This window comes from Ruegeria sp. BH8, from assembly GCF_056538065.1.
Genome location: NZ_JBQFSP010000001.1, coordinates 383,014 through 409,780 on the forward strand (window position 1 = coordinate 383,014; position 26,767 = coordinate 409,780).

27 protein-coding genes are annotated in these 26,767 nt (G+C 57.4%); 16 read left to right on the top strand and 11 right to left on the bottom strand.

What is annotated here, in order from left to right; genetic code table 11:
- Positions 1–86: 86 nt before the first annotated feature.
- The 3 genes from glpX to ACR0AD_RS01885 all read right to left on the bottom strand — a co-directional run bounded on the left by glpX (position 87) and on the right by ACR0AD_RS01885 (position 2,801).
- Positions 87–1,070 carry a class II fructose-bisphosphatase gene (gene glpX / locus ACR0AD_RS01875; RefSeq protein ID WP_267366140.1) on the bottom strand — a complete coding sequence of 328 codons (984 nt, stop codon included), beginning with the start codon at positions 1,068–1,070 and terminating at the stop codon, positions 87–89.
- A 69-nt stretch (positions 1,071–1,139) separates the two neighbouring features.
- Positions 1,140–2,426, bottom strand: a complete 1,287-nt coding sequence (locus ACR0AD_RS01880) for a homoserine dehydrogenase (protein WP_267366139.1) — start codon at positions 2,424–2,426, stop codon at positions 1,140–1,142.
- Positions 2,427–2,552: 126 nt separating this feature from the next.
- Positions 2,553–2,801, bottom strand: a complete 249-nt coding sequence (locus tag ACR0AD_RS01885) for a hypothetical protein (RefSeq protein ID WP_480481597.1) — start codon at positions 2,799–2,801, stop codon at positions 2,553–2,555.
- 102 nt (positions 2,802–2,903) lie between these two features.
- Here ACR0AD_RS01885 and ACR0AD_RS01890 point away from each other — a divergent pair, with 102 nt between their 5' ends.
- Positions 2,904–3,491 carry a TetR/AcrR family transcriptional regulator gene (locus ACR0AD_RS01890; RefSeq protein ID WP_267366137.1) on the top strand — a complete coding sequence of 196 codons (588 nt, stop codon included), beginning with the start codon at positions 2,904–2,906 and terminating at the stop codon, positions 3,489–3,491.
- 21 nt (positions 3,492–3,512) lie between these two features.
- On the opposite strand, the gene ACR0AD_RS01895 is transcribed toward ACR0AD_RS01890, so the two are convergent.
- The gene (locus ACR0AD_RS01895) at positions 3,513–4,424 is read right to left on the bottom strand and encodes a pirin family protein (protein ID WP_480486081.1); all 912 of its coding nucleotides are present in this window, start codon (positions 4,422–4,424) and stop codon (positions 3,513–3,515) included.
- Positions 4,425–4,581: 157 nt separating this feature from the next.
- On the opposite strand from ACR0AD_RS01895, the gene ACR0AD_RS01900 reads away from it, so the two are divergent.
- Positions 4,582–5,061 carry a hypothetical protein gene (locus ACR0AD_RS01900; protein WP_480486079.1) on the top strand — a complete coding sequence of 160 codons (480 nt, stop codon included), beginning with the start codon at positions 4,582–4,584 and terminating at the stop codon, positions 5,059–5,061.
- Here the strand turns inward: ACR0AD_RS01900 and ACR0AD_RS01905 are convergent.
- Genes ACR0AD_RS01905 through ACR0AD_RS01915 form a run of 3 tightly spaced genes read right to left on the bottom strand, consistent with a single transcriptional unit; the run spans position 5,023 to position 7,788 of the window.
- Positions 5,023–5,619: a TadE/TadG family type IV pilus assembly protein gene (locus ACR0AD_RS01905; protein WP_480481591.1), complete on the bottom strand. Its 597-nt coding sequence runs from the start codon at positions 5,617–5,619 to the stop codon at positions 5,023–5,025. The genes ACR0AD_RS01900 and ACR0AD_RS01905 overlap by 39 nt on opposite strands.
- 4 nt (positions 5,620–5,623) lie before the next feature.
- On the bottom strand, positions 5,624–6,154 hold the full coding sequence (locus ACR0AD_RS01910; protein ID WP_480481589.1) for a TadE/TadG family type IV pilus assembly protein: 531 nt from the start codon (positions 6,152–6,154) through the stop codon (positions 5,624–5,626).
- Entirely contained in the window at positions 6,151–7,788 is a 1,638-nt protein-coding gene (locus tag ACR0AD_RS01915) for a pilus assembly protein TadG-related protein (RefSeq protein ID WP_480481587.1), read from the bottom strand. The genes ACR0AD_RS01910 and ACR0AD_RS01915 overlap by 4 nt, the downstream gene beginning before the upstream one ends.
- A 335-nt stretch (positions 7,789–8,123) precedes the next feature.
- On the opposite strand from ACR0AD_RS01915, the gene ACR0AD_RS01920 reads away from it, so the two are divergent.
- The 4 genes from ACR0AD_RS01920 (at position 8,124) to rpoD (ending at position 14,097) form a co-directional block, all read left to right on the top strand.
- Positions 8,124–9,554 carry a Glu/Leu/Phe/Val family dehydrogenase gene (locus ACR0AD_RS01920; protein WP_480481585.1) on the top strand — a complete coding sequence of 477 codons (1,431 nt, stop codon included), beginning with the start codon at positions 8,124–8,126 and terminating at the stop codon, positions 9,552–9,554.
- Positions 9,555–9,673: 119 nt separating this feature from the next.
- Entirely contained in the window at positions 9,674–9,970 is a 297-nt protein-coding gene (locus tag ACR0AD_RS01925) for a hypothetical protein (protein WP_267366003.1), read from the top strand.
- 80 nt (positions 9,971–10,050) lie between these two features.
- The gene (gene dnaG, locus ACR0AD_RS01930) at positions 10,051–12,000 is read left to right on the top strand and encodes a DNA primase (RefSeq protein ID WP_480481583.1); all 1,950 of its coding nucleotides are present in this window, start codon (positions 10,051–10,053) and stop codon (positions 11,998–12,000) included.
- 114 nt (positions 12,001–12,114) lie between these two features.
- A complete protein-coding gene (rpoD, locus tag ACR0AD_RS01935; protein ID WP_209504318.1) occupies positions 12,115–14,097 on the top strand; it encodes an RNA polymerase sigma factor RpoD in 1,983 nt (660 codons plus the stop codon).
- A gap of 178 nt (positions 14,098–14,275) precedes the next feature.
- Here the strand turns inward: rpoD and ACR0AD_RS01940 are convergent, their stop codons facing one another.
- Positions 14,276–15,295 (bottom strand): helix-turn-helix domain-containing protein, encoded by a 1,020-nt coding sequence (locus tag ACR0AD_RS01940; protein WP_480486077.1) that lies wholly within the window; start codon positions 15,293–15,295, stop codon positions 14,276–14,278.
- Positions 15,296–15,733: 438 nt separating this feature from the next.
- Between ACR0AD_RS01940 and ACR0AD_RS01945 the strand changes: the two genes are divergently transcribed.
- From ACR0AD_RS01945 to ribD, 6 genes are all read left to right on the top strand, one after another.
- Positions 15,734–16,078 (top strand): thiol-disulfide oxidoreductase DCC family protein, encoded by a 345-nt coding sequence (locus tag ACR0AD_RS01945; RefSeq protein WP_480486075.1) that lies wholly within the window; start codon positions 15,734–15,736, stop codon positions 16,076–16,078.
- A 2-nt stretch (positions 16,079–16,080) separates the two neighbouring features.
- On the top strand, positions 16,081–16,626 hold the full coding sequence (locus tag ACR0AD_RS01950) for a DUF4166 domain-containing protein (RefSeq protein WP_480486073.1): 546 nt from the start codon (positions 16,081–16,083) through the stop codon (positions 16,624–16,626).
- 78 nt (positions 16,627–16,704) lie between these two features.
- A complete protein-coding gene (locus ACR0AD_RS01955; RefSeq protein WP_480486072.1) occupies positions 16,705–17,109 on the top strand; it encodes a hypothetical protein in 405 nt (134 codons plus the stop codon).
- Between the two features lie 21 nt (positions 17,110–17,130).
- Complete coding sequence (locus tag ACR0AD_RS01960; protein ID WP_480486070.1) at positions 17,131–17,544, top strand: secondary thiamine-phosphate synthase enzyme YjbQ; 414 nt, start codon at positions 17,131–17,133, stop codon at positions 17,542–17,544.
- 120 nt (positions 17,545–17,664) lie between these two features.
- Positions 17,665–18,135 carry a transcriptional regulator NrdR gene (nrdR, locus tag ACR0AD_RS01965; protein WP_267367325.1) on the top strand — a complete coding sequence of 157 codons (471 nt, stop codon included), beginning with the start codon at positions 17,665–17,667 and terminating at the stop codon, positions 18,133–18,135.
- Positions 18,132–19,232, top strand: a complete 1,101-nt coding sequence (gene ribD, locus ACR0AD_RS01970) for a bifunctional diaminohydroxyphosphoribosylaminopyrimidine deaminase/5-amino-6-(5-phosphoribosylamino)uracil reductase RibD (RefSeq protein WP_480486068.1) — start codon at positions 18,132–18,134, stop codon at positions 19,230–19,232. Before nrdR ends, ribD begins: the two co-directional genes overlap by 4 nt.
- Positions 19,233–19,234: 2 nt before the next feature.
- Here ribD and ACR0AD_RS01975 read toward each other — a convergent pair whose 3' ends face one another.
- The 3 genes from ACR0AD_RS01975 to ACR0AD_RS01985 form a co-directional block, all read right to left on the bottom strand.
- On the bottom strand, positions 19,235–21,235 hold the full coding sequence (locus tag ACR0AD_RS01975; protein ID WP_480486067.1) for a capsular polysaccharide biosynthesis protein: 2,001 nt from the start codon (positions 21,233–21,235) through the stop codon (positions 19,235–19,237).
- Between the two features lie 3 nt (positions 21,236–21,238).
- Entirely contained in the window at positions 21,239–22,372 is a 1,134-nt protein-coding gene (locus ACR0AD_RS01980; protein ID WP_480486065.1) for a polysaccharide biosynthesis/export family protein, read from the bottom strand.
- Positions 22,373–22,452: 80 nt separating this feature from the next.
- Entirely contained in the window at positions 22,453–23,751 is a 1,299-nt protein-coding gene (locus ACR0AD_RS01985) for a capsule biosynthesis protein (protein WP_480486063.1), read from the bottom strand.
- A 141-nt stretch (positions 23,752–23,892) separates the two neighbouring features.
- On the opposite strand from ACR0AD_RS01985, the gene ACR0AD_RS01990 reads away from it, so the two are divergent.
- From ACR0AD_RS01990 to nusB, 4 genes are all read left to right on the top strand, one after another.
- On the top strand, positions 23,893–24,480 hold the full coding sequence (locus ACR0AD_RS01990; RefSeq protein ID WP_480486061.1) for a riboflavin synthase: 588 nt from the start codon (positions 23,893–23,895) through the stop codon (positions 24,478–24,480).
- Between the two features lie 104 nt (positions 24,481–24,584).
- The gene (gene ribB, locus ACR0AD_RS01995) at positions 24,585–25,706 is read left to right on the top strand and encodes a 3,4-dihydroxy-2-butanone-4-phosphate synthase (RefSeq protein WP_267365297.1); all 1,122 of its coding nucleotides are present in this window, start codon (positions 24,585–24,587) and stop codon (positions 25,704–25,706) included.
- Positions 25,707–25,708: 2 nt separating this feature from the next.
- Complete coding sequence (locus tag ACR0AD_RS02000; RefSeq protein WP_209504307.1) at positions 25,709–26,260, top strand: 6,7-dimethyl-8-ribityllumazine synthase; 552 nt, start codon at positions 25,709–25,711, stop codon at positions 26,258–26,260.
- The gene (gene nusB, locus ACR0AD_RS02005; RefSeq protein ID WP_480486059.1) at positions 26,257–26,739 is read left to right on the top strand and encodes a transcription antitermination factor NusB; all 483 of its coding nucleotides are present in this window, start codon (positions 26,257–26,259) and stop codon (positions 26,737–26,739) included. The genes ACR0AD_RS02000 and nusB overlap by 4 nt, the downstream gene beginning before the upstream one ends.
- The last annotated feature ends 28 nt before the right edge of the window (positions 26,740–26,767 follow it).

The following is a 26,767-nucleotide window of genomic DNA, read 5'->3' on the forward strand; positions in this document are numbered from 1 at the left end:
CTCTCATGCGCCAAGGCCGGACCCTTGCGGACCCGGCCTCTTCACCTTTTCAGAAATACTCTCGCCGAAGGCAACGGCGCAAGCCGTTACGTGTTGTCATGCGGCCATGTCGGCGTGCGGTAGGACATGCGGCGCACCGACCCGGTCTTGGACCGCATCAGCAGCGTCGTGGTTTCCACCCAGCCGGGCTCGCGCTTGATCCGGGGCAACAAAGAGCCACCGGTCACACCGGTGGCGGCAAAGATCACATCCGCCGTCACCATCTCATCGCGTGCATAAACACGGTCCAGATCGGTGATGCCTGCCTTTGCGGCCCGGCCACGTTCGTCATCGTTACGGAACAACAAGCGACCAAAGATCTGCCCACCCATACATTTCAGCGCAGCGGCGGCCAGCACACCCTCGGGCGCGCCACCCTGACCCATATACATGTCGATGCCGGTTACTTCGCTTTCAGCGCAATGCATGACACCCGCCACGTCACCATCAGTGATCAGACGGATCGCGGCACCGGTTTCGCGCACTTCGGCAATCATCGCTTCGTGGCGCGGGCGTTCCAGAATGCAGACGGTGATGTCAGCGGCTTTACATCCCTTGGCCTTGGCCAGCGCTTCGACACGCTCGCGTGGCGACATGTCCAGGTTGACGACACCTTCAGGCAGCCCCGGGCCAACCGCCAGTTTGTCCATATACACATCCGGCGCGTGCAGCATCGAGCCGCGCGGGCCCATGGCGATGACGGTCAGTGCGTTCGGCATGTCCTTGGCAGTCAGCGTGGTGCCTTCCAGCGGATCCAGTGCAATATCCACACCGGGGCCATTGCCGGTGCCAACCTCTTCGCCGATATACAGCATCGGCGCCTCATCGCGCTCGCCTTCACCGATGACAACGACACCTGCGATATCCAGCAGGTTCAGCTGTTCGCGCATTGCGTTCACAGCGGCCTGATCCGCGGCTTTCTCATCGCCCCGGCCTACCAGCGAAGCCGAGGCCAGTGCAGCCTGTTCCGCCACCCTGGCCAGCCCCAGAGACAGCAGGCGGTCATTGAAATCGGTCTTGGCAGCACTCATGTTTCTGTATCCTCTGGTCAGTATAGCCGTGTCTTCCGGCATAGCTTGCGTTTCATGCAGGCCGCAAGGTCAAACCGCTTCAATCCGCAATGCAACTGGGTCGCCTGCAACCACATCGGTTTCGCGGAAACCCTCCAATGCGACGTCCAGCGCCGTTCGGGTGGTCTTATGGGTGACGATCAGCACAGGCGCTGTGCTTTCGGCATGTGCATATTGGCGCATCCGGTCGATTGACACCCCGGCATTGCCCAGAATGGCCGCAACCTTGGCCAATGCACCAGGTTTATCCAGCAGGCCCAGCCGCAGATAATACGGCGCAGGTCGACCGGTGACGGCGGGAACTGCGGTTTCAAGCGTGGTGGCTGGGCGGCCAAAGGTCGGGATCTGCAATCCACGCGCCAGATCGCAGACATCGCCCATCACAGCGCTGGCTGTCGGACCTTCGCCTGCGCCGGGGCCGCGCAGAACAACCTGCTCAACCGCGTCGCCTTCGATCACGACCATATTGGTGCCGCCTTCCAGCTGGCCCAGTGGCGAGTCGCTGGGTACCAGGCAAGGCTGCATGCGTTGCTCCAGCCCGCGCGCGGTGCGCTGCGCCACGCCAAGCAATTTAATGCGAAAGCCCATGTCTTCGGCCTGATCAATGTCGTCCAGGCTGATCTGCTGAATACCCTCAATCTCGATCCCGTCGAAATTCGGCTTGGTCCCAAACGCAATCGAGGATAGCAGAGCCAGCTTGTGCGCAGCGTCGATACCTCCGACATCCAGATTGGGGTCGGCCTCAAGGTATCCCAATTCGGCGCATTCATCGAAAAGGGCATTGTAGCCCTGACGCTGCGATTGCATCCGGGTCAGGATGTAGTTGCACGTTCCGTTCATGACACCCATCACGCGGGTGATCTCGTTGCCCGCCAGACCTTCGGTCAGGGACTTGATCACCGGGATACCACCAGCGACAGCGGCCTCAAACCGGATCACACGACCGGCGGCCTCGGCCTTTTCAGCCAGTTCCTGCCCGTGGATGGCCAGCAACGCCTTGTTGGCGGTGACCACATCCTTGCCACTGGCCAATGCTGCTTCGACCGAGGCTTTGGCAGGACCGTTCTCGCCACCCATCAATTCGACGTAAACGTCTATGTCGTCGCGTTTTGCCAGTGCAACCGGATCGGTTTCCCAGGCATAATCCGACAGATTCACGCCACGGTCCTTGTTCGGGTCGCGCGCGGATACAGCCACGATTTCAATCGAACGGCCTGTGCGGGCCTGCAACAATTCTGCATGGCGGCGGACGATCTTGACGACACCCACGCCGACCGTTCCCAAGCCCGCAATTCCCAGCCGCAGTGCCTGTGTCATGTCGTGGGTCCTTTTCCGCTCGAATTTTTCTGGTGTCGGATGCTAGTCCAATCAGCGCTGCCTTAGCGGGTTCAGGCCAAGGGTGCAATCCGTCACCGGGGGATAGTGGGGGTGATTTATGACGCGTCAGTTGGTTTGCGCGTTTTGTAGCGCCTGCGCCTTTTGGGCTAAAGCATTGCTGCGTTGGGTCAGATCGTCTTCGACTGCTGCTGCCTGATGGATCGGGTCCACCGGTGGCCCTAAGGTTTCCTGCAACGGAATAAGGCGCGGGTAGGGGGCGGATCTGACTGCAGCCGGTTCGCTGCCTTCCAACTCGGGAATGTCCGCACAGGCGGCGCAAAATAGAATAAGGGGCAAAACAGGCAGCAGTTTCATGTCGCAGGCTTTTCGGTCTTTGTTGCCCCATCGTGATGCACGTTTTGACGACATCGTTCAAGCGGGGTTCTATATGAACATCTGTTCATATACTGTAGACCCATGGCACGCACTCAAGGCTCACATTCCGACATAACCGGCCCACGTATCCGCAAGGCCGCGCTGCACCTGTTTGCGCGCTATGGGTATGCCGCTGTCTCGATGCGGCAGATCGCAAAAGAGGTCGGCGTACAGGCAGGCGCGCTTTATAACTATACGCCCGACAAACAGAGCCTTTTGCACCGGTTGATGCGCGAACACATGCAGGACCTGCTTGAGGCGCTTGATGCAATGGGCCGTTGCGACGATGCTGAAGACGCCTTGCGCCAGTTTATCGGCTTTCACATCCGCTTCCATTTGCAGCGCCCGGACGAAGTTTTCATCGCCTATATGGAGTTGCGCAATCTTTCGCCCGAAAACTTTGCTGAAATCGAAGACTTGCGGCGCCAATACGAAAACGTGCTGGAAAGCATCCTGGATTCAGGGCAGCAGGCCGGACAATTCGCAATTTCGGACACGAAGATTGCAACGCTGGCCGTGATTGCCATGCTTAACGGCGTGATGACCTGGTACCGTTCGGGCGGTCGCCTGTCACTGGACGAAGTCGAAGAGATCTATTGGAACATGGTGCACAAGGCCGTGACGGCCTGACAGGGTCAAACCGTCACGCTGTTAGTGCGCGGGGTGAATGAACGTGCCATTGCGCAGCTCGCGAAATGCCTGTTCCAGTTCGGCCCGCGTGTTCATCACGATGGGGCCATGCCACGCGACGGGTTCGTTGATCGGAGCCCCAGAGATCAGCAGGAACCGCACACCTTGGGGGCCAGCCTGAACGGTGATTTCATCGCCCGTGCCAAAACGGACAAGCGTGCGATCCCCTGACATGTCGCGGATATTGACCTCTTGCCCGGCGATTTCCTTTTCCAACAGCACACCTGTCGGCTGCGAGGCATCGGCAAAGGCGGCCTGACCCTGAAACACATAGGCGAAGGCACGGCGGTACGTATCGATCCGGAGGGTTTTCTTCACACCTGCCGGGACAGAGATATCCAGATACTGCGGGTCAGCAGCTATCCCGTCAACGGGTCCGGTCTTACCCCAGAACTCACCTACGATCACCCGCACTGTGGTGCCATCGTCATCGGTGATTTCGGGGATGTCCTTGCTTTGAACGTCCTGATAGCGCGGGGCGGTCATCTTCTGATCCGAGGGCAGGTTGCCCCACAACTGGAAGCCGTGCATCTGGCCCGAGATGTTGCCGCTTGGCATTTCCTGATGCAAGATACCGGATCCTGCGGTCATCCATTGCACATCACCGGCGCCAAGCGTGCCGGTGTTACCCAGCGAATCCGAATGCTCGACTGAGCCGGTCAGAACGTAAGTGATCGTTTCAATTCCCCGGTGCGGGTGCCAGGGAAACCCGGCCTGGTAATCCTGCGGGCGTTCATTTCTGAAATCATCGAACAGCAGAAAAGGATCCAGTTCGAACGGATCCTGAAACCCGAATGCACGGTGAAGTTTGACACCAGCCCCTTCCATTGTGGGGATGGCTTTGCGTGTTTCCAACGTCGGTCTAAGGGACATGTTCGCCTCCGTTTCATCCGGGCAGCATGTAATCTCTGCGCCACGGCAGTCAATTCGCATGAAATAACCGGACCTGTGCGAAATTGTTTTGCGGCCAAGCCTCTGTTGTTTCCGGCGCAAAATGGCTAGATCGAAGCGGATCAGACAGGAGACATCCATGCAGGACGACGTGTTGGCAACGATTCAGGCCTCATCCCCCAGACGATGGACCGGGGTAGGGATGCTGACAACGGTTGGAATGCTGGTTACCTATGTCGCGCTGGCATCGCCACCCGCACCGGTTTGGCAGGTGTTTCTGTTTTTCGTTGGCGGTGCATCGCTTTGGCTGGCGCTTCGCGTTTGGCGCGCCACAGAAGACTGTATCGAACTGACGCGGACCGAGTTGCGAACGGGGTCGGGTCAGATCATCGCAGAAGTGGCCGACATTGAAACGGTAGATCGGGGTGTGTTCGCCTTCAAACCGTCAAACGGCTTTCTGGTCCGTACGCGAAACAAGGCGGCGAACCGCTGGGCTCCGGGATTGTGGTGGCGGGTTGGTCACCGGGTTGGCGTGGGCGGCATGACATCTGCCGCCGAAGCCAAGTTCATGTCCGAAATTCTATCCGCTATTTGTGCAGACGAACGGGGTCTGGGTTAAGTTACAAGCAACTTCGTTTGTAAAGCGGGGACGGGTAAAGATGAAGTTCTCAAAGGTGATACCTGTCGCAAAATCCCAGCCCGGTCGGAACGTGGGGATGTATTCATTGGACGTTTCAACCAGAATAACGGTGTCCTGATTGGGCATTGGCGGCAGGCGGTCTTCGATTTCATCGATCCTGTTGTCATCCCATTCCTGATCAAAGCCGCGTACGGTCGACCAGCGCACATAATGGCGTTTATCGTCCTCATCGTAAACGATAAGAGAAACCCGCATTTTCACGTCTGACCGGTTATTGATCATCTTGCCCGCCAAATCGTGCAACGAGTCGATATACACATCGGTCACGGCCTGCGTTTCACGCGAAATCAGGTCGCTGATCGTATAAGCTGCCTTCAGATTGGATGCGCTTTGACGAAACCCCTCGAATGCTGTGAACGTGAACGTAATCGTCCATAACATCAGCGGAAAAATCATGAGGGCTTCTACGGTCAGAATGCCACTTTCGTCTTTCTTGAAGACTTTGAAGCGCTTCTTCAGGTTTCGGAATACAGACATGATCTTACAGTGGCTCCTGTACGAATGCTGTTGTTGCGGTCACCGCGTAGTGACCGGTAGCGTCCGGGACAAGCTTGGCAATGGCTGAGGTCTCAAGAACCGGATCTATGCGCAAACAGGCCCGCAAGATCATCAACTCGTTGGATTGCCCGCTTTTGAAATCCAGAACCGGTTTGGGATCTTCGGAACTGTCCGTGCAGGGGATGCTGTCTGAAAGCACGATACCAGCGAACGCGTCCTGCTTGACCATTTGCAGTCGCAAATTCCCTGTACAATCCTTGATTCCGGACACTTCGCAAATCCGATTTCTGATTACGTCGTGATCCCAGTTCGTACCGGTGCCCAGCCGAATATCCCTTACGATCAGGTCCACCCCACGCTCCAAAGCAGCATGCCGCATCGTGATGATGGACAGTTCGGCTCCTGCCACGAGAAGCGCCAGGAAGAAGGGTACGAGCATGATGAACTCGATTGTCGCATTGCCTGCCTCGGATTGTCGAAATAGGCGGAGCATCGACAGCTTTCTGCTGATCATTGGGTTAGCCTCAGCTTGCGGATCGACGATGCGATGGATTCAAAGGCTTTCTCAAGGTTCAGGCCACTTACGTCATAGACGTGGCTGTCAGAGCTGGCACAGTCTTTGAGGGTCCTGTACCCGCTTCTGGGCGCCTCGAACGCGATACCGTAAACGATGATGCCCTGATCCTTGGCCGCATCACAAATGTGCTTGGTGCGCTGGTTCTTGGCCGACGTTTCAACTTTCGCGTAGGCCTTTGAATACCATTCCGCCCAACCGCTGGACTGCCAGTAATAGTTGTACCGTGCGTTCCATGCCAATGATACTCGGTTAAACAGTTCAGGATATGACAACCGAACGGCTGTTCCAGGTTCTTCGTTCAGCTGCGTCTCAGGTTCCGGGTTTCCGTAGGGATGATCCGCCCAAACGTCTTGCTGAGGCCAGAAAAAATTCGGACGACCCTGAGAATGGTACACGGTGTATTCATCAGCTTCCGGGTTGTACCAAACGTCTGACATACCTTCGCGCAGCGATGGGTTAAGCATGTATTGATCGGTGTTCTGACCATCGGTCATAACAATGGCGATCTTCAGAACGTCGGTGCCATAGTCCGAGGGACGGACCGAGAATTTTGATGGCACAATTGTTGTACCTGCATAGGATGGATCCTGTTCCAGCGACAGGTCGCGAACAATTCCGCGCATGCTCGGGTCCAGCAGGGCAGTTCCCCACTTCATCCCAATATCGATCGACGTGTTCCCACCGGGGGTGAGGGACGCAATCTGAGCAAGCAGTTTGTTCATATTGTCGGTGACAGGGGTGATTGCACTTCCTGCGCGGACCGGACAAACGGGCAGGTCGATTGACCCTTCAGAATAGGTGAAAGGATCGAAATGGGCGGTGCGCTCCAACGTGTCATCGCGTTCCAGATCAGAATCGCTGTACTGTTCCGGAATGAAGTTTACGCAGTGCGAATAGCTGTGCTCCTGCGTGACATTTGTGAACTTGTCCAGGATTGGCGCACCCGCGTTGACCTGCGTTGCATAAGGAACAATCGAGATTGAAATCTGTGTTTCGTCAGGTTTGTCCAGCATGAGCCTTACAAATTCCGACGCAGCTTCTCTCAACACTGCGATTTTTGTTTTCGATGGTGTGGCAGACGAGCGCGACATAGAGCCGGAAATGTCGAGAACCAACGAGATTTCTACAGCGCCAATGGATTCTTCAGCCGCACTGCTGGCAACAAGGCCCAGTTCAGTGACTTTGCCGAACCTCAGATAGCGGGTCGGAACAACCGCTTCGGCTGTAGCACTTACTTTTTTAGAGCCGAACCCTTCAACAACCGTCGTAATGGCGTTCAGATTGCCCAGCCCGGCCTTGTCCATGTAAGAATCGACAACCGCCTTGGCAGGAAGATCCTGGTCAAGGTCAGCGGCAGCAAGCACAGCGCGGTCCAGGGTGGATTGCAGGCTGGCGCGGTCACGCTCATACTTCATGACATCCATGGCCATGCCGGTAATTGCCAGCATCAGGACCACCATGAACAATACGAAGATAGTGAAGACGCCATCTTCGTTCCGAGCGAACTGCTCTAACTTGAACGTTTTGCGCTTCGGTTTCGAGCCGTCGTTACAAAGCAAGGAATTTAGCATTCTGGTTACTCCGCCTCACACGTCGAATTCGTGCGTCAAAGAAAAAGAGATTTGGGACAAAGTTAATTTTCAAACGTGGCGTGAATTGGGCGAAAAAGGCTTGGTTTTGGCCTTTTTACGTGCCGAAGGGGTATAATTTGGACCGTTTCAGGTGATCTGTCGATGAAATGAAAACAATTCGTTAAGGAGTTGGCCGATCTGAGCGACTCACCCTAGGGCAACTAAGCGTGCGTTCATAAAATGATTAAAAAAAGTGCATTGTTTGATTGCAGCAGGCCGCCAGTGGTGCGACAAAACGTCGTGACGCATCGTCATGTACCGCTACGGAGGATTTTATGACCGGCATCAAAGAACCCAGCTTTCGTGAAAGTGTTGACCTGATGTTCAACAGGGCAGCCGCCCTTATGGAGCTGCCGCCGGGGTTGGAGCAAAAGATCCGTGTCTGCAACGCAACCTACACAGTTCGATTTGGCGTGCGGCTGCGTGGTGAAATCCATACCTTCACTGGTTACAGGTCTGTCCACTCGGAGCATATGGAACCGGTCAAGGGCGGTATTCGATATGCCACTGCGGTTAACCAGGACGAAGTCGAAGCTCTGGCTGCGCTGATGACGTATAAGTGCGCACTTGTCGAAACACCGTTTGGTGGCTCCAAGGGTGGGCTTTGCATTGATCCACGAGAATATGAAGAGCATGAGCTGGAACAGATCACGCGGCGCTTTGCGTATGAGCTTGCAAAGCGAGACCTGATAAACCCATCGCAAAACGTGCCTGCGCCCGATATGGGCACTGGGGAGCGTGAAATGGCTTGGATGGCTGACCAATACGCGCGGATGAACACAACGGACATCAATGCGCGCGCCTGTGTGACAGGAAAGCCGCTGAATGCCGGTGGTATCGCGGGGCGGGTCGAAGCGACTGGGCGCGGTGTTCAATACGCGTTGCGCGAGTTTTTCCGCCACCCTGAAGACATCCAGAAAGCAGGCTTGTCAGGTAAACTGGATGGTAAGCGCATTATCGTGCAGGGGCTTGGTAATGTAGGTTATCACGCTGCAAAGTTCCTCAGCGAGGAAGATGGCGCGCGCATCACCGGAATCATCGAATGGGATGGTGCGCTATTTAATCCCGACGGGATTGACGTCGAAGCCGTGCGTCAGTGGATTGTCAAACATGGCGGCGTAAAAGACTATCCCGACGCGACCCATTCCGCTGAAGGCGCGGCAGTGCTGGAGGCTGAATGCGACATTCTGATCCCGGCGGCTTTGGAAGGTGTCATCAACCTGTCGAACGCCGATCGGATCAAGGCACCGCTGATTATCGAAGCTGCCAATGGTCCGGTAACCGCTGGCGCGGATGAAGTCCTGCGTAAGAAGGGCACAGTGATCATCCCCGACATGTATGCCAACGCAGGCGGTGTGACAGTATCCTATTTCGAATGGGTCAAGAACCTTAGCCATATCCGCTTTGGCCGGATGCAGCGTCGTCAGGAAGAGTCGCGTCACGAACTGATCGTCAGCGAGCTGGAACGGCTGGACCGGTACCTGGGGGATGCGTGGTCGATGTCGCCGGACTTCAAGGCCAAATACCTCAAAGGCGCGGATGAGCTTGAGTTGGTGCGCTCGGGTCTCGATGACACAATGCGTATTGCTTATCAGTCGATGCGTGAGGTTTGGCACAGTCGTGATGATGTCGAGGACCTGCGTACGGCGGCTTATATCGTGGCGATTGACCGCGTTGCGAAAAGCTACCGCGCCAAAGGTCTCTGAAACGGACAGGCGGGGTGATCAATTCGCCCCGCCAGCATGTGCTGCGGCTTGAATGTCCCTGACAGCCCGTTAGGTTGACGGGCAATCTACTTCAAAGAAACGAATCTCCGGAGAATTCCATGTTGCGTATCGCTTTTGTCGCGGCTCTGTTGGCCACCCCTTTGGCCGCTCAGGAAACCAAGGAACAAAGCTGCAAGTACCAAGCTGATGTGGTGGCTGCGGTTCAAAAGGCGCGACTGGACCGTGTAAAAGAACGTGACGTTGTACAAGCGGTGGCGGATAGCGGCCCGACATGGCCCGAAAACTACAATGCTGCAATCCCGCTGATCACACCTTGGGTTTATGAGCAAAAGATGCGGGACGTGCGCAAGAAAGACCTGGGCGCGGCGTGGCTTGAACTGTGCCTGCAACAATAATCCACAACTCGGACATTTCCTTGTGGACAACCGCGCGCCTTCCTCTTGGCGCGCGTTTTCATTTCTGGCAGGTTTAGCAGATGTCATTGCCCCCCGGATTTCTGGACGAATTGCGCACGCGGCTCAGCCTGTCTCAGGTTGTCGGGCGCAAAGTCATGTGGGACCAGCGCAAGTCCAATCAGGGCAAAGGGGACATGTGGGCGCCTTGCCCGTTCCATCATGAAAAGACGGCCTCGTTCCACGTGGATGATCAGAAGGGGTTTTATTACTGCTTTGGCTGTCACGCCAAAGGCGACGCGATCAGTTTTGTGAAAGAGACCGAGAATGTCTCGTTCATCGAAGCAGTCGAGATTCTGGCCCGCGAAGCCGGGATGCCGATGCCTGCGCGCGATCCGAAGGCGCAGGAAAAACAGGACCACCGCACACAGCTGGCTGAAGTGATGGAGCAGGCAGCGCAGTTCTTCCGCCTGCAGCTCAAGACCGGGGCAGGAGCCGCCGCACGAGACTACCTCACGCGCCGCGGGTTGAACGCGCAAGCGCTGGACCGGTGGGAGATTGGATTTGCCCCGGACGATTGGCAGGCGCTGTGGGACCATCTGCGCGGCAAGAACGTGGCCGAGGACCTGATCCTTGGGGCCGGGCTGGCCAAGCCGTCAAACAAGGGCAAAAAGCCTTATGACACCTTCCGCAACCGCATCATGTACCCGATCCGCGACCCGCGCGGACGTTGCATCGCGTTTGGCGGGCGGGCGATGGACCCCAATGACAACGCGAAATACCTGAACTCGCCCGAGACCGAGCTGTTCGACAAAGGGCGCAGTCTTTACAATCAAGGCCCGGCTCGACAGGCGGCAGGTAAGGGGCAGCCGCTGATCGTGGCCGAAGGTTATATGGATGTGATCGCGCTGGCCGAAGCAGGCTTTGGCGCGTCGGTTGCCCCATTGGGTACCGCCATAACCGAACATCAGCTGCAACTGCTCTGGCGGATATCGGACGAGCCGATCATTGCGCTGGACGGCGACACAGCAGGTCTGCGCGCTGCGATGCGGGTGGTTGATCTGGCTTTGCCGATGCTCGAAGCTGGAAAGTCGCTGCGGTTTGCCCTGATGCCCGAGGGCAAAGACCCCGACGACCTGCTGCGCGCCGAAGGGGCAGGCGCTGTGAAGGCCGTGCTGGATGGTGCCATTCCGATGGTCAAGCTGCTGTGGCAGCGCGAGACCGACGGCAAGGTGTTCGACAGTCCTGAACGCAAGGCGGCTTTGGACAAGTCCCTGCGCGAGAAAATCAAGCTGATCCGCGACCCATCGATACGGGCGCATTATGGGCAAGAAATCAAGGACCTGCGCTGGCAGTTGTTCCGTCCGCAACGGCAGCCGCAATCCCGGCAATGGCAACCGCGCGGCAAATGGGTGCCGCCAAAACAACCCGCCACGCCCGGCGCGCGGTCCTCGTTTCTGGCCTCGTCCGAGAATGCCGAGATTCAACTGCGCGAAGCGGCCATTCTGGCTATTGCCGCGCTTAACCCCCAAGTCGTCGTGCAGTTCGAACACCAACTGGAAGAGATGGAATGCCGCGATGTTGATCACGCCGCATTGCGAACTGCAATTCTGCGCCACGCGATCGATGACCCGGACAATCTGAAGGACCACATTGCCGAAACTTTAGGGCCTGAGGCCCTTGAAAACCTGCTGGCCCTTCGCCATGTCGCCGTAATCCCCTGTGTGTTCAAACCGGGCGACGTTGAAAAGGCCGAGATGACTCTGGCCGAAGAACTCGCGAAAATCAAAGCGCTCCGGGGGTTGGATGCTGAGATTGCCGAAGCCGCAGAGGAGTTGTCCGATCTGGCCGATGAGGCGCTGACATATCGGCTGGCGCAAGCGGCAGAAGAACGCAACCGGACAAACCGAAGCCAGAATGAAGACAGGGCCATATTCGACATCGCCGACAACGGGGCGCGAATCAACCGCGACGAGAAAGACGCGTTCGAGGCAATCATGTCCGGCATCAAATTCGAGCGGAAACGCCGATAAAATGGTGTTTTCGTAAGGCACTGGAAAAGAAAAACGGGTAAACGGGTGGCCGAATCACTTCTACGCGCTAATGATTCGGATCAAACGAATCACCCATCCCTGCAGGAGCATTGAATGGCCGCCAAAGACACGACCGAAGATCGCAAATCCGACGAGCAGGACCAGGAAATCTCGCTGGACATGAGCCAGGCCAACGTCAAGAAGATGATCGCCGAGGCCCGCGAGAAAGGTTACATCACCTACGATCAGCTCAATCAGGTTTTGCCGCCCGATCAGGTCAGCTCGGAACAGATCGAAGACGTTATGTCTATGCTGTCCGAGATGGGCATCAACATCATCGAAGATGAAGAGGCTGAAGAAGAAGAGAACAAGGGCTCGACCGAACTGACGACTACCGAAAGCAACCGCGAGGTTGCGTTGGCCGGGGCTGCCACCGAAAAGCTGGACCGCACCGACGACCCCGTTCGCATGTATTTGCGCGAGATGGGTTCGGTTGAACTGCTGAGCCGTGAGGGCGAGATTGCCATCGCCAAGCGGATCGAAGCAGGGCGCAACACCATGATCGCTGGTCTGTGCGAAAGCCCGCTGACCTTTCAGGCGATCACCATCTGGCACGACGAATTGCTGTCCGAGGACATTCTGCTGAGGGATGTCATCGATCTGGAAACCACGTTCGGCAACCAGTTGGACGAAGACGGCGACGCGCCAGTTGTAGACGCGTCGGCGGTGCAGGCTGCGAAACCCGCGAAAGAGGCCGGGCCGGAACTGGATGCCGATGGCAACCCGATCACCAGCGACGACGACGATGACGAAGACGATCAGGCCAACATGTCGCTGGCCGCGATGGAAGCGGCATTGAAGGATCAGGTTCTGACCACGCTGGAGCGGATCTCAACCGATTTCGCGATGCTGTCCGAAATGCAGGACAGCCGCATTTCGGCCACCTTGAACGAGGATGGCACGTTCAGCGAAAAAGACGAAGAGACTTATCAGAAGTTGCGGGCCGAGATTGTGCAGCTGGTGAATGGTCTTCACCTGCACAACAACCGGATCGAAGCGCTGATCGATCAACTTTACGGTATCAACCGTCGCGTCATGTCGCTGGACAGTTCGATGGTGAAGCTGGCCGATCAGGCAAGGATCAACCGTCGCGAGTTCATCGACGAATACCGCGGCCGTGAACTGGACCCCAACTGGCTGGCCGAAATGGCGGAAAAGCCGGGCCGGGGCTGGCAGATGTTCATCGAACGCTCGACCGCGAAGGTCGAAGAGCTGCGCAACGACATGGCTCAGGTCGGCCAATATGTGGGTCTGGACATCAGCGAATTCCGCCGCATCGTTCAGCAGGTCCAGAAGGGCGAAAAAGAGGCGCGTCAGGCCAAGAAGGAAATGGTCGAAGCCAACCTGCGTCTGGTGATCTCGATCGCCAAGAAATACACGAACCGCGGCCTGCAATTCCTTGATCTTATTCAGGAAGGTAACATCGGCCTAATGAAGGCGGTAGACAAGTTCGAATACCGCCGCGGCTATAAATTCTCGACCTATGCAACGTGGTGGATTCGTCAGGCTATCACGCGTTCAATCGCGGATCAGGCGCGCACAATCCGTATTCCGGTTCATATGATCGAAACGATCAACAAGCTGGTCCGGACCGGTCGCCAGATGTTGCACGAGATCGGCCGCGAACCGACGCCAGAAGAACTGGCCGAAAAGCTGCAAATGCCGCTTGAGAAGGTTCGCAAGGTGATGAAGATCGCCAAAGAGCCGATTTCACTGGAAACTCCGATTGGTGACGAAGAAGACAGCCAGCTGGGTGATTTCATTGAGGACAAGAATGCTGTGCTGCCGCTGGACAGCGCCATTCAGGAGAACCTCAAGGAAACCACGACACGGGTCCTGGCCTCACTCACCCCGCGTGAAGAACGTGTGCTGCGGATGCGTTTCGGCATCGGTATGAACACCGACCACACGCTTGAAGAGGTGGGTCAGCAGTTCAGCGTGACCCGCGAACGTATCCGCCAGATCGAAGCGAAGGCGCTGCGGAAGCTGAAGCACCCCAGCCGATCCCGAAAACTTCGGTCCTTCCTGGATCAGTAAGTATCAAGGCGCCTCTCCCGAGGCGCCTTTTTTTATTCCGGACACTCTTCACGATGGCCTGTTCTCCCATCACATTGGCGGGAACGCACAAGGGCTGGACCTTCTGTCCTTCTATATCCGTTCTGTCCACTCATGGGACGGGCCGGGGCGAGGTTTTTCAAGCTGATGACCCCCGGTCTCACGTCCGTATCGGGTGTTCTGTTCGCGTCTTGAACGCGCTGGGCGGCTGGCCTGTCCAACGTTTGAAAGCGGTCGAAAATGCGGCCTGATCGGCATAGCCCAGCGAATAGGCGATTTCGGACAAGGGCATTTCATTCTTGATAAAGGTCTGCGCCAGGTCGCACCGCAGATCGTCGACAACATCGCGATAGCTGGTGCCTTCGTCCCTGAGGCGCCGACTGAAGGTTCTAAGGCTCATCCCCAGATCAGCCGCGAGGCTTTCGGCCTGCGGGATTGCGCCGGGCAGGGATCGGGTAACCAGCCCTTCGACCTTGGCACGGGTCAGATGTTTGGGCGCGCCTCTCTCAGAAAGCAGGCGATCTGCATATTCCAGCAAGTGCTCTCTGAGTTGGGGGTCATAAGTCGGTACAGGCAGGTCCAGCGCTGAAAGAGGCAGGATAATCTCGAGGTTCTCAGCCCCAAAGGTCACGGGAAAACCGGCAAGCTTTTCAAATCTTCGGGCGTGGTCACCGACCCTGTGCTGAAACCGAATTTCTATCGGATAAAGATCGACTTGCGTCAGGTTCCGCATTCTGGCCAGGGCAGCAAATATCAGGAATTCGGTGCGTCTGTGATACCGCGCAAATCCGGGGTCTTTCCACTCGGCTTCCAAGGTCGCAAAGTTATCCGCGACGCGCAGGTTAAGCGCGATGGCAGGGTCGATGATACCGTGAAAGCGCGAGAGGTTCTCCATCACCTGTTTCAGGTCGCGGGAATACTTGCTGATATAGGCGGTCACGGTCGAGGCTGATGTAACCTCAAGACCTGTGCGGGCCGCAAACGTTATGTCATGGGTGGCGTCACATGCATAACGGATAAACAAAGCCTCGCTTTGTACGCTGTAGGTGGTCACCGGCGGCGCGATATCCTGAGGGCGCAGCCCTGCCATTTTCAGGACATCGCAGGACATGTCGCCATTTCCGGAATAGCGGTCCAGCGCCTGAACAAACAGATGAAGTCGGCCGATATCGACATCCATCGCGAAACAGTACCTCAAATTTTCAATTACATACACAAACTATTGCGGAATTGTCTTTCAGGATCGACGGTGCTGACAAGTGGATTTCACACAGAAACAAGCCGTCGGTGGCAGTTTCTCGAAATTTTTTGACCGGTATGGACAAGCATCGCCATGTGCAACGAACCAATTCAGTGGTGTTGCCGGGTCCAGACCTTTATGGGGATGAGGTCAGAGCCTCGGGGAAATCACCAGCCTCTGGTTAAGGCTCCCCGGCACGCCCCCACACCTTTCATACATGTCGCATTGCTTCGCTCAGGTGGTTTTGTCAGGCTGGCTTTAAGTCAATAGTTCCGGTGTAAAACCTTGCAGGATATTTTTGAGAATACAGCGGTTAATGACCAAAACCTAATTGTGTTCGACAGCGAATGCGTGCTGTGTTCGAGGTTTTTCCAGTTTATGCTGAAACGTGACCAGCGCCATGTTTTTCAATTTGCAACGGCGCAGTCCCCGCTTGGGCAAAAGCTATATCGTGATCTCGACCTTCCCACACAGGATTTTCAAACAAATCTGGTGGTCGTGAATGGCGCTGTTTTTCAGCATCTGGATGCATTTGCAGCGGCGATGCGACAGTTGCGCGGCCCATGGTCGCTATTATCAATGTGTCGGTTTCTGCCTCGGCTTATCAAGGATCCAACCTATCGCCTGATCGCACGAAACAGATATGCATTCTTTGGGCGTTCCGAGACATGTCTGGTTCCCGGTCCCGATATCAGGGCTCGTTTTGCCGAAAACGGGTACTAGCGATGGACGATCCCTTTCTTAAGGCGATAGGATCGACCGAAAGGTTGCCAAAGGCGGTTCGAGATCTGCACATGAGCGAGGGCTGCTTTGCAGGACGCTGCGACATCGAACGCGGCAAAGGGATATGGGTTGCCTTTGTAACACGTCTGGCCGGGTTTCCGCAAAACGGCAAAGACGTCCCCGTTTCCCTGCAGATTGATGCAAATGGCGAAATCTGGTCATGGGACCGGAATTTCGCGGGCCACAAAACCCGATCAACTCTGAAATATGATACGAAAAGAGAGTGTGTTCGGGAATCTTTCGGCGCGGTCTCGATCTGGTTACAGCCCGTTTGGCAGGAAAACGGGATGCATATCAAAATTCTCCGCCTGACCGTGTTTGGCATCCCGATGCCATCTTTTTCCTTGCCGCGTTCAAGAACGCACGAATGGCAGGACAAAGCGGGGCGCTTTCGGTTTGATGTGTCTGCGGACGCGCCGGGACTGGGGTTGTTGATCAGGTACCAGGGATGGCTCACGCCGGTTCACGCAACGCATGAGACGGATTAAACAGAACGTGAGCGACCCTGTGCCGACGAAGCTTATGGCCTAACCTTTTTGAGACACACAATCAGGGAAGAAATGACAATGAAACATACACGGACATTTGCCGCGATTGCCGCCCTGGCGTTCAGCATTCCAATGACGGCTGACGCGGCACCGCACGGGTACCGGACCGAGCCGATAAACGCCACCGATTTCGAAGTTATTCCGCGCGGCGACCAGCGTACCGAAGGATACTGGTGCGCGGCAGCGGATTATGCACGGCGTACATTGGGCGCGGGCTGGCGCGATCGGATCTACGTGTTGCGCGGGTATGGGCCAAGCGTCACCACCGGTCGTAAAACGGCGGTTCAGTTCTCGACCAAGCCGCCCCAGAATGTGGGTGCACAGCCAAGCAGCTTTGTTACAATCGGTTTTCAACCTGGCACCAGCATGTCTGTACAAGGCGCGAATGCCAGGTGTAACTATCGACCGTTCTATAACGACTGACAAAACGGCGAGACACCGCGAATGCAGACTGAATTTGTAATCCGGACCCAAGGATCAGGTCTTTACGAATTCACGTCCGAGGTGACGCAGTGGCTGGGGCAGGTGGCGACGGATGGCTTACTGACGCTTTTTGTTCGCCACACCTCCTGTTCATTGCTTGTTCAGGAAAACGCAGACCCCGAAGTTCAAACTGATCTTCGGGCGTTTTTCGAAAGGCTGGTGCCGCCGTCCAATCACCCGGCAATGTCGTATCTTCGGCATACTTATGAAGGCCCCGACGACATGCCAGCGCATATAAAGGCTGCGCTGTTGCCGGTATCCTTGTCGATACCTGTGGTGCAGGGTCGCCCATGCCTTGGAACATGGCAGGGAATATATCTGTTTGAACACCGCACGGCACCACACCAGAGACGGATTGCAGCGCACCTTGTCTGACCCTTTATCTAGCGGTTGAAATTTCCGACTACCCAAACTCTAGTTGCTGCCCTATAGTTGTGGATAAGTAAGTCGCAGCGCTTACAAAAAGAGGCGGAACAAGGGACGAGGAGACGGCGGATGCGCTGCCCGTTTTGCGGAAATATCGATACTCAGGTAAAAGATTCACGTCCGGCAGAGGACCACGTGGCAATCCGCCGACGCCGGTTCTGCCCGGCCTGTGGCGGGCGGTTCACGACTTATGAGCGTGTGCAGCTGCGTGATCTGGTTGTCATAAAGACCAATGGTAAGCGCGAGGATTTCGACCGCGATAAACTGGAACGTTCGATCCGCATCTCGATGCAGAAACGGCCAGTTGATCCCGAGCGGATCGATCAGATGATTTCGGGTATCGTGCGTCGGCTGGAAAGCATGGGCGACACGGATATCCCGTCCCACAAGATCGGTGAGATCGTTATGGAAGCTCTGGCGCGGATCGATACCGTCGCGTATGTTCGCTTTGCGAGTGTGTACAAGAATTTCCAGGCGGCCGATGATTTTGAGGAGTTTGTCCACGAACTGCGCCCGCCGCAGCCACCGACGGACGAGTGAGCGAAAAAGATAAGCGTTTCATGGCGCTGGCCCTGTCACTGGGGCGGCGCGGTCAGGGGATGTGCTGGCCAAACCCTGCGGTGGGGTGTGTTATCGTGCGCAAAGGCCGGATTGTCGGGCGCGGTTGGACCCAGCCGGGCGGCCGCCCCCATGCCGAAACCGAGGCTTTGGCGCAAGCCGGGCAGGCCGCACATGGCGCGACCGCCTATGTGACTTTGGAACCCTGCGCCCACCACGGCAAAACACCCCCCTGTGCCGAGGCTTTGATTGCTGCGGGTGTCGCCCGTGTCGTGGCAGCCGTGGAAGACAGCGATCCGCGTGTCGCGGGGCAGGGCTTTGCCAAGTTGCGCGAGGCCGGAATTAAGGTCGTAACCGGTGTCCTCGCAGAGCAGGCGGAACGTGATCTGGCGGGCTTCTTTCTGAAGACCGAACAGGGCCGACCTTTCGTGACCCTCAAGCTGGCCAGCAGTTTTGACGGGCGGATCGCAACCTCGACCGGGCACAGCCAATGGATTACCGGGCCACAGGCGCGCCGCGTTGTCCATGCCATGCGTGCGCGACACGACGCGGTGATGGTCGGAGCGGGTACAGCGCGGGCTGACGATCCCTCACTGACAGTTCGGGATCTTGGCATTGATCATCAGCCCGTGCGCGTTGTGGTTTCGCGCCATATGGATATATCCCTGATGGGGCATTTGGCCCGCACGGCATCAAAGACACCTGTGTGGCTCTGCCATGCGCATCACCCGGATGCCGAGCGCGCGAAAGCCTGGGAAGGATTGGGCGCAAAGCTGATCCCCTGTGCGTTGAAAGATCATCAGGTTGACGCGGTCGATCTGCTCCAACAGTTGGGGCAAGCCGGTCTGACCAGCGTCTTCTGCGAAGGTGGGGCGGCGCTGGCAGCGTCGCTGCTGGCCGAGGATCTGGTGGATGAACTGGTCGGATTTACCGCTGGATTGACCATCGGAGCCGAAGGTCTGGCTGCCGTGGGAACATTGGCTTTAACGACACTGGACGCCGCGCCACGGTTCGAACTGGTTGAAGCGAAAGTGGTGGGTGGGGATATCCTGCACCGTTGGCGCAGGGCGTCGGACTAGGTTTAGCGCCACAAGTGCGCATGTGTCGCAAACGCGCCCTGAAGTTTTGACAGAACTCGATTGAACGGACCGGTCGGAGCACAAGTGCCCTGCGCCAGACGTTCAACTGCAACCTCGACCGGGCAGGGTTGCCCCGTGACCGGGTCGAAATAACGAGGGTAATCAATCAGGGTGGCATGGACGAGGCCCATCAACGTTGGTCGTGCGCCACGCCGGGCGGGAACAACCCCCAGATCCGTGGTCAGCCCCCAACCCGCATAAAAGGGCGCGCCCAGAGTTGTAACCTTCACGCCGCGCAGCAAAGCCTCGAACCCCAGAAGCGATGTCATGGTCCATACTTCCTGCACGTGCGGCAACAATGACGCGGGGTCTGTTTGGGTTAAAACAATGTCTGCAATCGCCTCGGCATCGATCCTGCCTTCGCGCAGACCCGCTTCGACATCGGGGTGGGGTTTGTAAATCAGGATCGCGTCGGGATTGGCATCGCGCACAGTTTTCAGCAGGTCCAGATTGTTGCGGACCGCGCTGGTACCCAACAGGATCGAGGCGTCGTCCTCGACCTGTCCGGGCACAAGAATACGATGGCCTTCGGGCAGGGGGCTGGTCGGATTGCCGGTATTGTATTTGCTCAGGCCTTCGGCCAAAAGGTTTTCGACAAGACGTTCCGCGCGCAGGTCCTGATCCGGCCTCAACGTTTCACGCAAAGTGATCAGCTCTTCCAACTGGCTGGGTTTTGTCGGGTCGTAGTAGATACCGATCTCGTCTGTCACCAGCGACAATGGCGGGACCAGTGCCGCCCCAAGCCCGCGTGAACGCAGGAACCCGTCTTCGACCCGAACCGCCCCTTCGGTGTTCCTTGCCTGGCTGGCCCATACCATGTGGGGGCGGTCCGGTGTGCCGGGTTGAGATGCCGTAAAGCGCAGCTTTCCATGTTGCCCGAAAAACTGTTGCAGATGCCTGCGTTTCCACAAGCGCATCCCGGATGCCGTCCAGCCGTTCTTGTCCTGTCGCCAGGCGCGGGTCTTTGCCTCTAACGTGTCCAGTACCGTTTCCAGTTCGCACAGCTGATCGCGATAGGGGTCATACCAAGTCGGGTACAGCAGCATGGCGGCCGCGAACAATTGCGCCCGTGTCAGGCTGCGCTGGCGGCGCGGAACGGGTCTGTCATCCTGCGTCAGGCCCCATCCGGCATAGAAAGGTTGGCCGAACACACGCGGTTTGTGGCCCGCCAGAATTGCCTCAAACCCCAGTTGCGAGGACACGGTGTAGACAGCAACAGCCCCTTCAAGCAACGGCCATGGGCTGATCGGGTCGCTGAACTGCGTTATCCGGTCTGACAGGTCCTGATCGGTAAAATGCCCCTGACGGTGACCCGCCAGTGTTTCAGGATGCGTCTTGATCAGGATGCGCGCACCGGGGTTTTCCTCCTGCGCCAAGACAAGCATTTCAAGAAACCGGGCGCGGTCCGCTCCGCTTGCAGTTACTGAAGCATCGCCGACCGTCTGATCGATCACCAGAACATAGCCCGGATCGGGTGAATCAAGATCGAGATCGAAGGCGGAATATTTGCTGAGGTTAAGCTCTCTGATCCGCGTGATCGCGGCGCGGGCACGGTCCAGCAGGGCCGTGTCATCCAGAGGGTGCGTGGTCAGCACTGTCTCAAGTTCAGACGGCGTGGCGGCATCGAAATGCAGGCCGGAACGATCCAGCAACAGCCCCAAGGGGGGCTCGCCATTCCGGCCCGGGTGCAGAGATCTGAGAAAGGCGTCCTCGACCCGCAGAACCGGGGCAGCGTGTTTTTCGGCGATCTTAAGGCCGCGATGTGCTGTCGGGCTGTTGCCCCAGACGCCTACGCAATCGCCTTCTTTCGGAATTCCCAGACGAATGTCGTAACCCGAAAGCGCCAGTATTCGTCTCAGACGTTTCTGGGTCAGAAAGCCGCCGTTATAGACGAACAGCCGATTTTGCCCGCTCCCGGCTGACGTGTCGGGATCGGGCCGCATGCATCAATTGCCGGTTAGCGTGGCAACGTTTGCAACGGGCGTCAGACCGCCAGCGATAAGTGAGATCGACTTGCTCCACTGCGCATAGGGCGCTTCGGTCACGTAGATTGTATCATCATCCCGGATCACGAAATCGCGTGCAATGAACAGGCCGTTGGGGGCTGTCAGGTTCAGCAGGTAGATCATGCGCTGATCCCCTTTGAGGTCGGCGCGTCCGGTGATACTGCGGGCGACATCTTGACGTTCCTTGCGCAGAATGAATATTCCCGTTGGATCCGAGGAAAGCGTCAGCAGACCACCGACCTGCGCCAAGGCTTCCAGTGCCGACAGATTCTGGCTTTCAAATGCCACGCGCGACTGGCCCCCGGTTGCGCCAAGGGCGATATACGATCTGCTGTCCTCTTCCACCAGAATGCGGTCGCCACCGCGCAGGGCGACGTCCAGCTTGGGGTTGCGGAACAGGTCCTCGTACCAAACGGTACCCTTCTGATCGCCCCGGATCAGGGTCACCAGCGCGATGTCCGACGCGACCGAGACCCCGCCCGCCTGGGACAACATACCAAGCAGCGATCGGGTTGGCCGTTCAATCGGATAAATGCCCGGTGCGGCGACCGTGCCCGTCAGCGAGACGGTGGACCCGTCACCCGCGACGCGCCGCACTTCGACCTGCGGGTCCGGCGTTTGTTCCTGAAGCTTGTCTGTGATCAGTACGCGCAGCTGTTCCGGCGTGTTTCCCGCCGCCCGAATCCGGCCTGCATAGGGGACAAAGATAAATCCGTCACTATCGACCTGAACCTCGTTCAACGCGGTCGCAAGACCGGTTTCGCCGGACAGCAAGCCATCGTCGACGTTTTCCCAGATGGTCAGCCCCAGCACGTCACCAGGGCGGACGGTATCTGCGGTCAATGTCTGGGCACTGCTGAAGGAGGACGAAAAGCCATACTGAGGAATGGCGGACGTCGCGCGTGTGATATTGTCGTCAACTTCAACGACATATGCGTTGCCCCCGTTTTGAACTGAACCGGCCAGAATTTCGGATTTGTTCGGTCCGGCTTTTGGCAGCTGGCACGCAGCAAGCAGACCAATTGCAGCCACAAGGGACACACCCCGCATCCATCGCCTAGGAGAGACTTTCACCGCCCGATATCCTCAGTCTTTTGTAGTTGCGTGCAGATTAGCTGGTAAGTTGCTTAACTTCCAGTCACACACCACCCGTTTCATTCGACAACTTTCAACTGTGTCGTTCGCGCCTCGTTCGTATTCAGGACCGATTGGTAAGGATCGTTGGTGTCCAAAAGCATATCCACGGCGCGGCGCAGCAGCTGACGGCGGCCTCGTCTTGAATAGAACCCGCCGGGTACCTGACTGGTTTCCAGAAGAAATTGCCGATAACAGCGATAGGCTTCGGCATCCGGGTGGCGGGGATCGGCGAAAAACGCTGCGATCGGCTGCTGCGAGACGAAATCGGGTTTGTCATAAACCGAACGCCCGAAAATGCGCAATGGAATGCCCCGCCACAGGACCTGCTGTCCGGCGGTGGAATTCACGGTGACGGCCGAATTCGCCTCATCCAGCAATCTGGCCAGTTTGCCGCCCGGCACATAATGAACCCGGTCGCTGATGCCGTGTTTTCTGGCAATCTCGCGAGCCCGGCGTCGCAACGGTTCGCGATGGTTTTCCAGGGGGTGTTCCTTTACCACCAGCCTGTGATGGGCGGGCGCGCCTTGCGCAAATCCTTCGATTGCCAGCTCAAGAAATTCACACATGCCCGAAAAGCTGGAATGAGCCTGCACCGAGCTGTCATGCCCAAGCTGCAACAGAACGAGGTGGTAGGGGTATCCGCCCCATCTGACCCGCGCCGTTGCCACACTTCGTTGAAGGCGATGAAAAGGCATCAAAAACAGTCGCTTGAGGTACAATCTGAATTCTTGAGAGACAGGTAATTCCCTGTGCGGTTGAAAGTTGCGGTAGCGACTGTTCAGGGCCATCACGAACCAATGATAAAGGGCGCCATAGAAGATATGGTGCCGCATGTCTCCCCAATGCGACGGGGGCGGCGGCGCCTTTCGGTCGGACAAGGCCAAGGCCTGGCGCATTTGCTGAACGTCCAGCGACATCAGCCGGGAGTTTCCATTTGATCCGTCCCGCTCATAAGTCACCCACCAGGGGCGCAGATACCCTTCCTCGAATACATGTACGGTAACTCCGCACGACCGCGCGATTTCGACCGCACGCGCATGGATGGGTCTGGTGTCGCCATAAAGAACAATATCCGTAACAGCTTTTTCAGCGATCAAAGAGGACAGTGTTGCGGGCCAGTTTTCCGGTTTGTCCTGAAACGGGATGTAACTTGCCTTGTCAAACCAGAACGCCTGATCGCCTGCATTGAACCCAACCCGCCAGACCCGAGCCCCCGTGGCGCGCAACATACGCCCCAAGGCCGGGAAAAAAGGTCCGTGCGGGCCCTGAAGGAACAGGAAGACCCGATCATGAGACCTTGAAGGCGGGTGCGGCATCCGAACTGCTCGTATTGTTGTTGTTGCCAAAACTATGCCCGTTTGGTGGGTGTACGGCAAGGCAGGGCTTGCCCGCGCGGCCCGTTGGCCTTACCTCGACGGTGAAAGTCAGGCACAGGTTAGGAACTGAGGGTTAACGGAATGTTTACAGGGATCGTCACCGACATGGGCACCGTCGCCGAGCTGGAGCAGCAGGGAGACCTGCGTGCGCGGATCAGGACCACCTATGACACTGCGGGCATCGATATCGGGGCCTCGATTGCCAGTGACGGTGTGTGCCTGACCGTGATCGCGTTGGGCGACGATTGGTATGACGTCCAGATCAGCGCGGAAACCGTTTCGAAAACCAATCTCGACACCTGGGCTGTCGGCAAGCGTGTCAATCTGGAACGCGCCCTGAAGGTTGGTGACGAACTGGGCGGTCACATCGTTTCGGGCCATGTGGATGGCGTAGCCGAGGTGATCGCGATCAAGGAAGACGGCGACAGCACCCGCGTCACCTTGCGCGCGCCAAAGGATCTTGCACGGTTCATCGCGCCCAAAGGGTCGGTGGCACTGAACGGCACATCCCTGACGGTCAATGACGTGACAGACTGCGATTTTGGCATCAACTTCATTCCACACACCAAAGAGGTCACCACTTGGGGTGACGTGCAGGTCGGTGACAGGGTCAATCTTGAGATCGATACGCTGGCCCGTTATGTGGCGCGTCTGGCCGAAATGTCCTGATAGGATACGTCGCGTCGGAACAGACCTGCGCCGTTTGTGGACTGGTCTTTGTGCCCTCAGTGGTCTATTCCGCCGTTCAAACATGCCATGCGAAAGGCTGCCCAATGAGCTTTGAGACACCCGGCCCGGTCGAGGCCCGGCTGCGCGACGCGATCAGCCCGATCGAAGACATTATTGAAGAGGCGCGTGCGGGCCGGATGTATATCCTGGTCGACCACGAGGATCGCGAAAACGAGGGCGATCTGGTGATTGCTGCCGAGTTCGCCGATGCCGAGGCCATTAACTTTATGGCCACCCATGGCCGTGGCCTGATCTGCCTGCCGATGACGGCAGAACGGGTCGAAGCACTTGGGCTGCCGATGATGGCGGTGAACAACTCATCCCGGCACGAAACCGCATTCACCGTGTCCATCGAGGCGCGCGAAGGGGTCAGCACCGGGATCTCTGCCGCCGACCGTGCGCTGACCGTGGCAACTGCGATCAACGAGCAGAACACGATGGCCCATATCGCGACACCGGGCCACGTCTTCCCCTTGCGCGCCAAGCGGGGTGGGGTGCTGGTGCGTGCCGGTCATACCGAGGCTGCCGTTGATATCTCGCGTCTGGCCGGCCTGAACCCCTCGGGCGTGATCTGCGAGATCATGAAACCCGACGGCACCATGGCGCGTCTGCCCGATCTGGTTGAGTTTGCGCAAGAGCACAACATGAAGATCGGCACGATCAGTGACCTGATTGCCTACCGGTCGCGCAACGACAATCTGGTGGTTGAAACCTCGCGTCAGATGGTGACGTCAGAATATGGCGGCGAGTGGGAAATGCGGCTGTTCACCGATCAGACCCATGGCATCGAACACGTGGTCATGATCAAGGGCGACATCACCACACCCGAACCGGTGTTGACCCGCACCCATGCTCTGCACGAGGCCCCCGATATTCTGGGTCTTGGTCCGAAATCATCGCGCGAACTGCCGCGCGCCATGGAAAAGATTGCTGAAGAAGGACGGGGCGTGGTCTGCCTGTTCCGTCAACCGCGCAACTCGCTATATGCGACGGGTGACGAAGGGCCGCGCACCATTAAACAAACCGGTCTGGGGGCCCAGATCCTGTCCAAGATGGGAATTCAGGAACTGGTTCTGCTGACCGACTCGCCAGAAACCGTATATCTGGGGCTTGACGCGTTTGGCCTGTCCATCGTCGGTACCCGTTCGATTTTGAAGGAAGACTGATCATGGCTGCTCAAGACGAACATGGCGTTCTGCCGACACCGACATTTGACAAGCCGGTCAAGCTGCTGATCGTGGCGGCGCCGTTTTATCGTGCGATTGCCGATAACCTGATCACGGGCGCGAAGGCCGAAATCGAAGCCGCGGGCGGAACCTGCGAAGTGGTCGAGGTGCCCGGCGCGCTGGAAATCCCGACCGCCATCGCAATGGCCGACCGTCAGTGCAACTTTGATGGCTACGTCGCGCTGGGCTGCGTCATTCGCGGCGAGACCACGCATTACGAAACCGTTTGCAATGACTCCAGCCGGGCCATCCAGTTGATGGGCCTGCAGGGCCTGTGCATCGGCAATGGCATTCTGACTGTGGAAAACGACGCGCAGGCCGAAGTCCGCGCGAACCCGAAAAAGATGAATAAAGGGGGTGGGGCTGCTGCTGCGGCCTTGCATCTGATCGCGCTCAGCCGTAAGTGGGGCTCTTCCAAAAAGGGCGTTGGTTTCAAACCGCCGTCCGAGTCCATCCTCGTGGCGGGCGACAGCAACGGACCCTCGACAGCATGACCAAGACAGACGCGCCGAAACCGGCCAGCCAGAAACGCCTGATGAAATCCGCCGCCCGGCTTTATGCCGTGCAGGCGCTGTTCCAGATGGAACAGTCCGGGCAAACGACCGAAGCTGTCGTGAATGAGTTTCTGGATCACCGTTTTGGCGCTGTCTATGAGGGTGAGGAAATGTTGGACGGTGATATCAGTGTCTTCCGCTCGTTGGTCGACAATGCGGTGAACTATCAGGCGGCCATCGACCAGATGACGGACCGTGCGCTGGTCGCCAAATGGCCGATCGCTCGGATTGACCCGACCTTGCGGGCGCTGTTCCGTGCGGCTGGGGCAGAGCTGACCCAAAGCGACACGCCGCCAAAGGTTGTCATCACTGAATTTGTTGACGTTGCGCGTGCGTTTTTCCCGGAAGGCAAAGAGCCGAAATTCGTCAATGCTGTGCTGGATCATATGGCCCGCGAGGCACAGCCCGAGGCATTCTGACGCCTTTACGAAAACCAGATATGCGCTA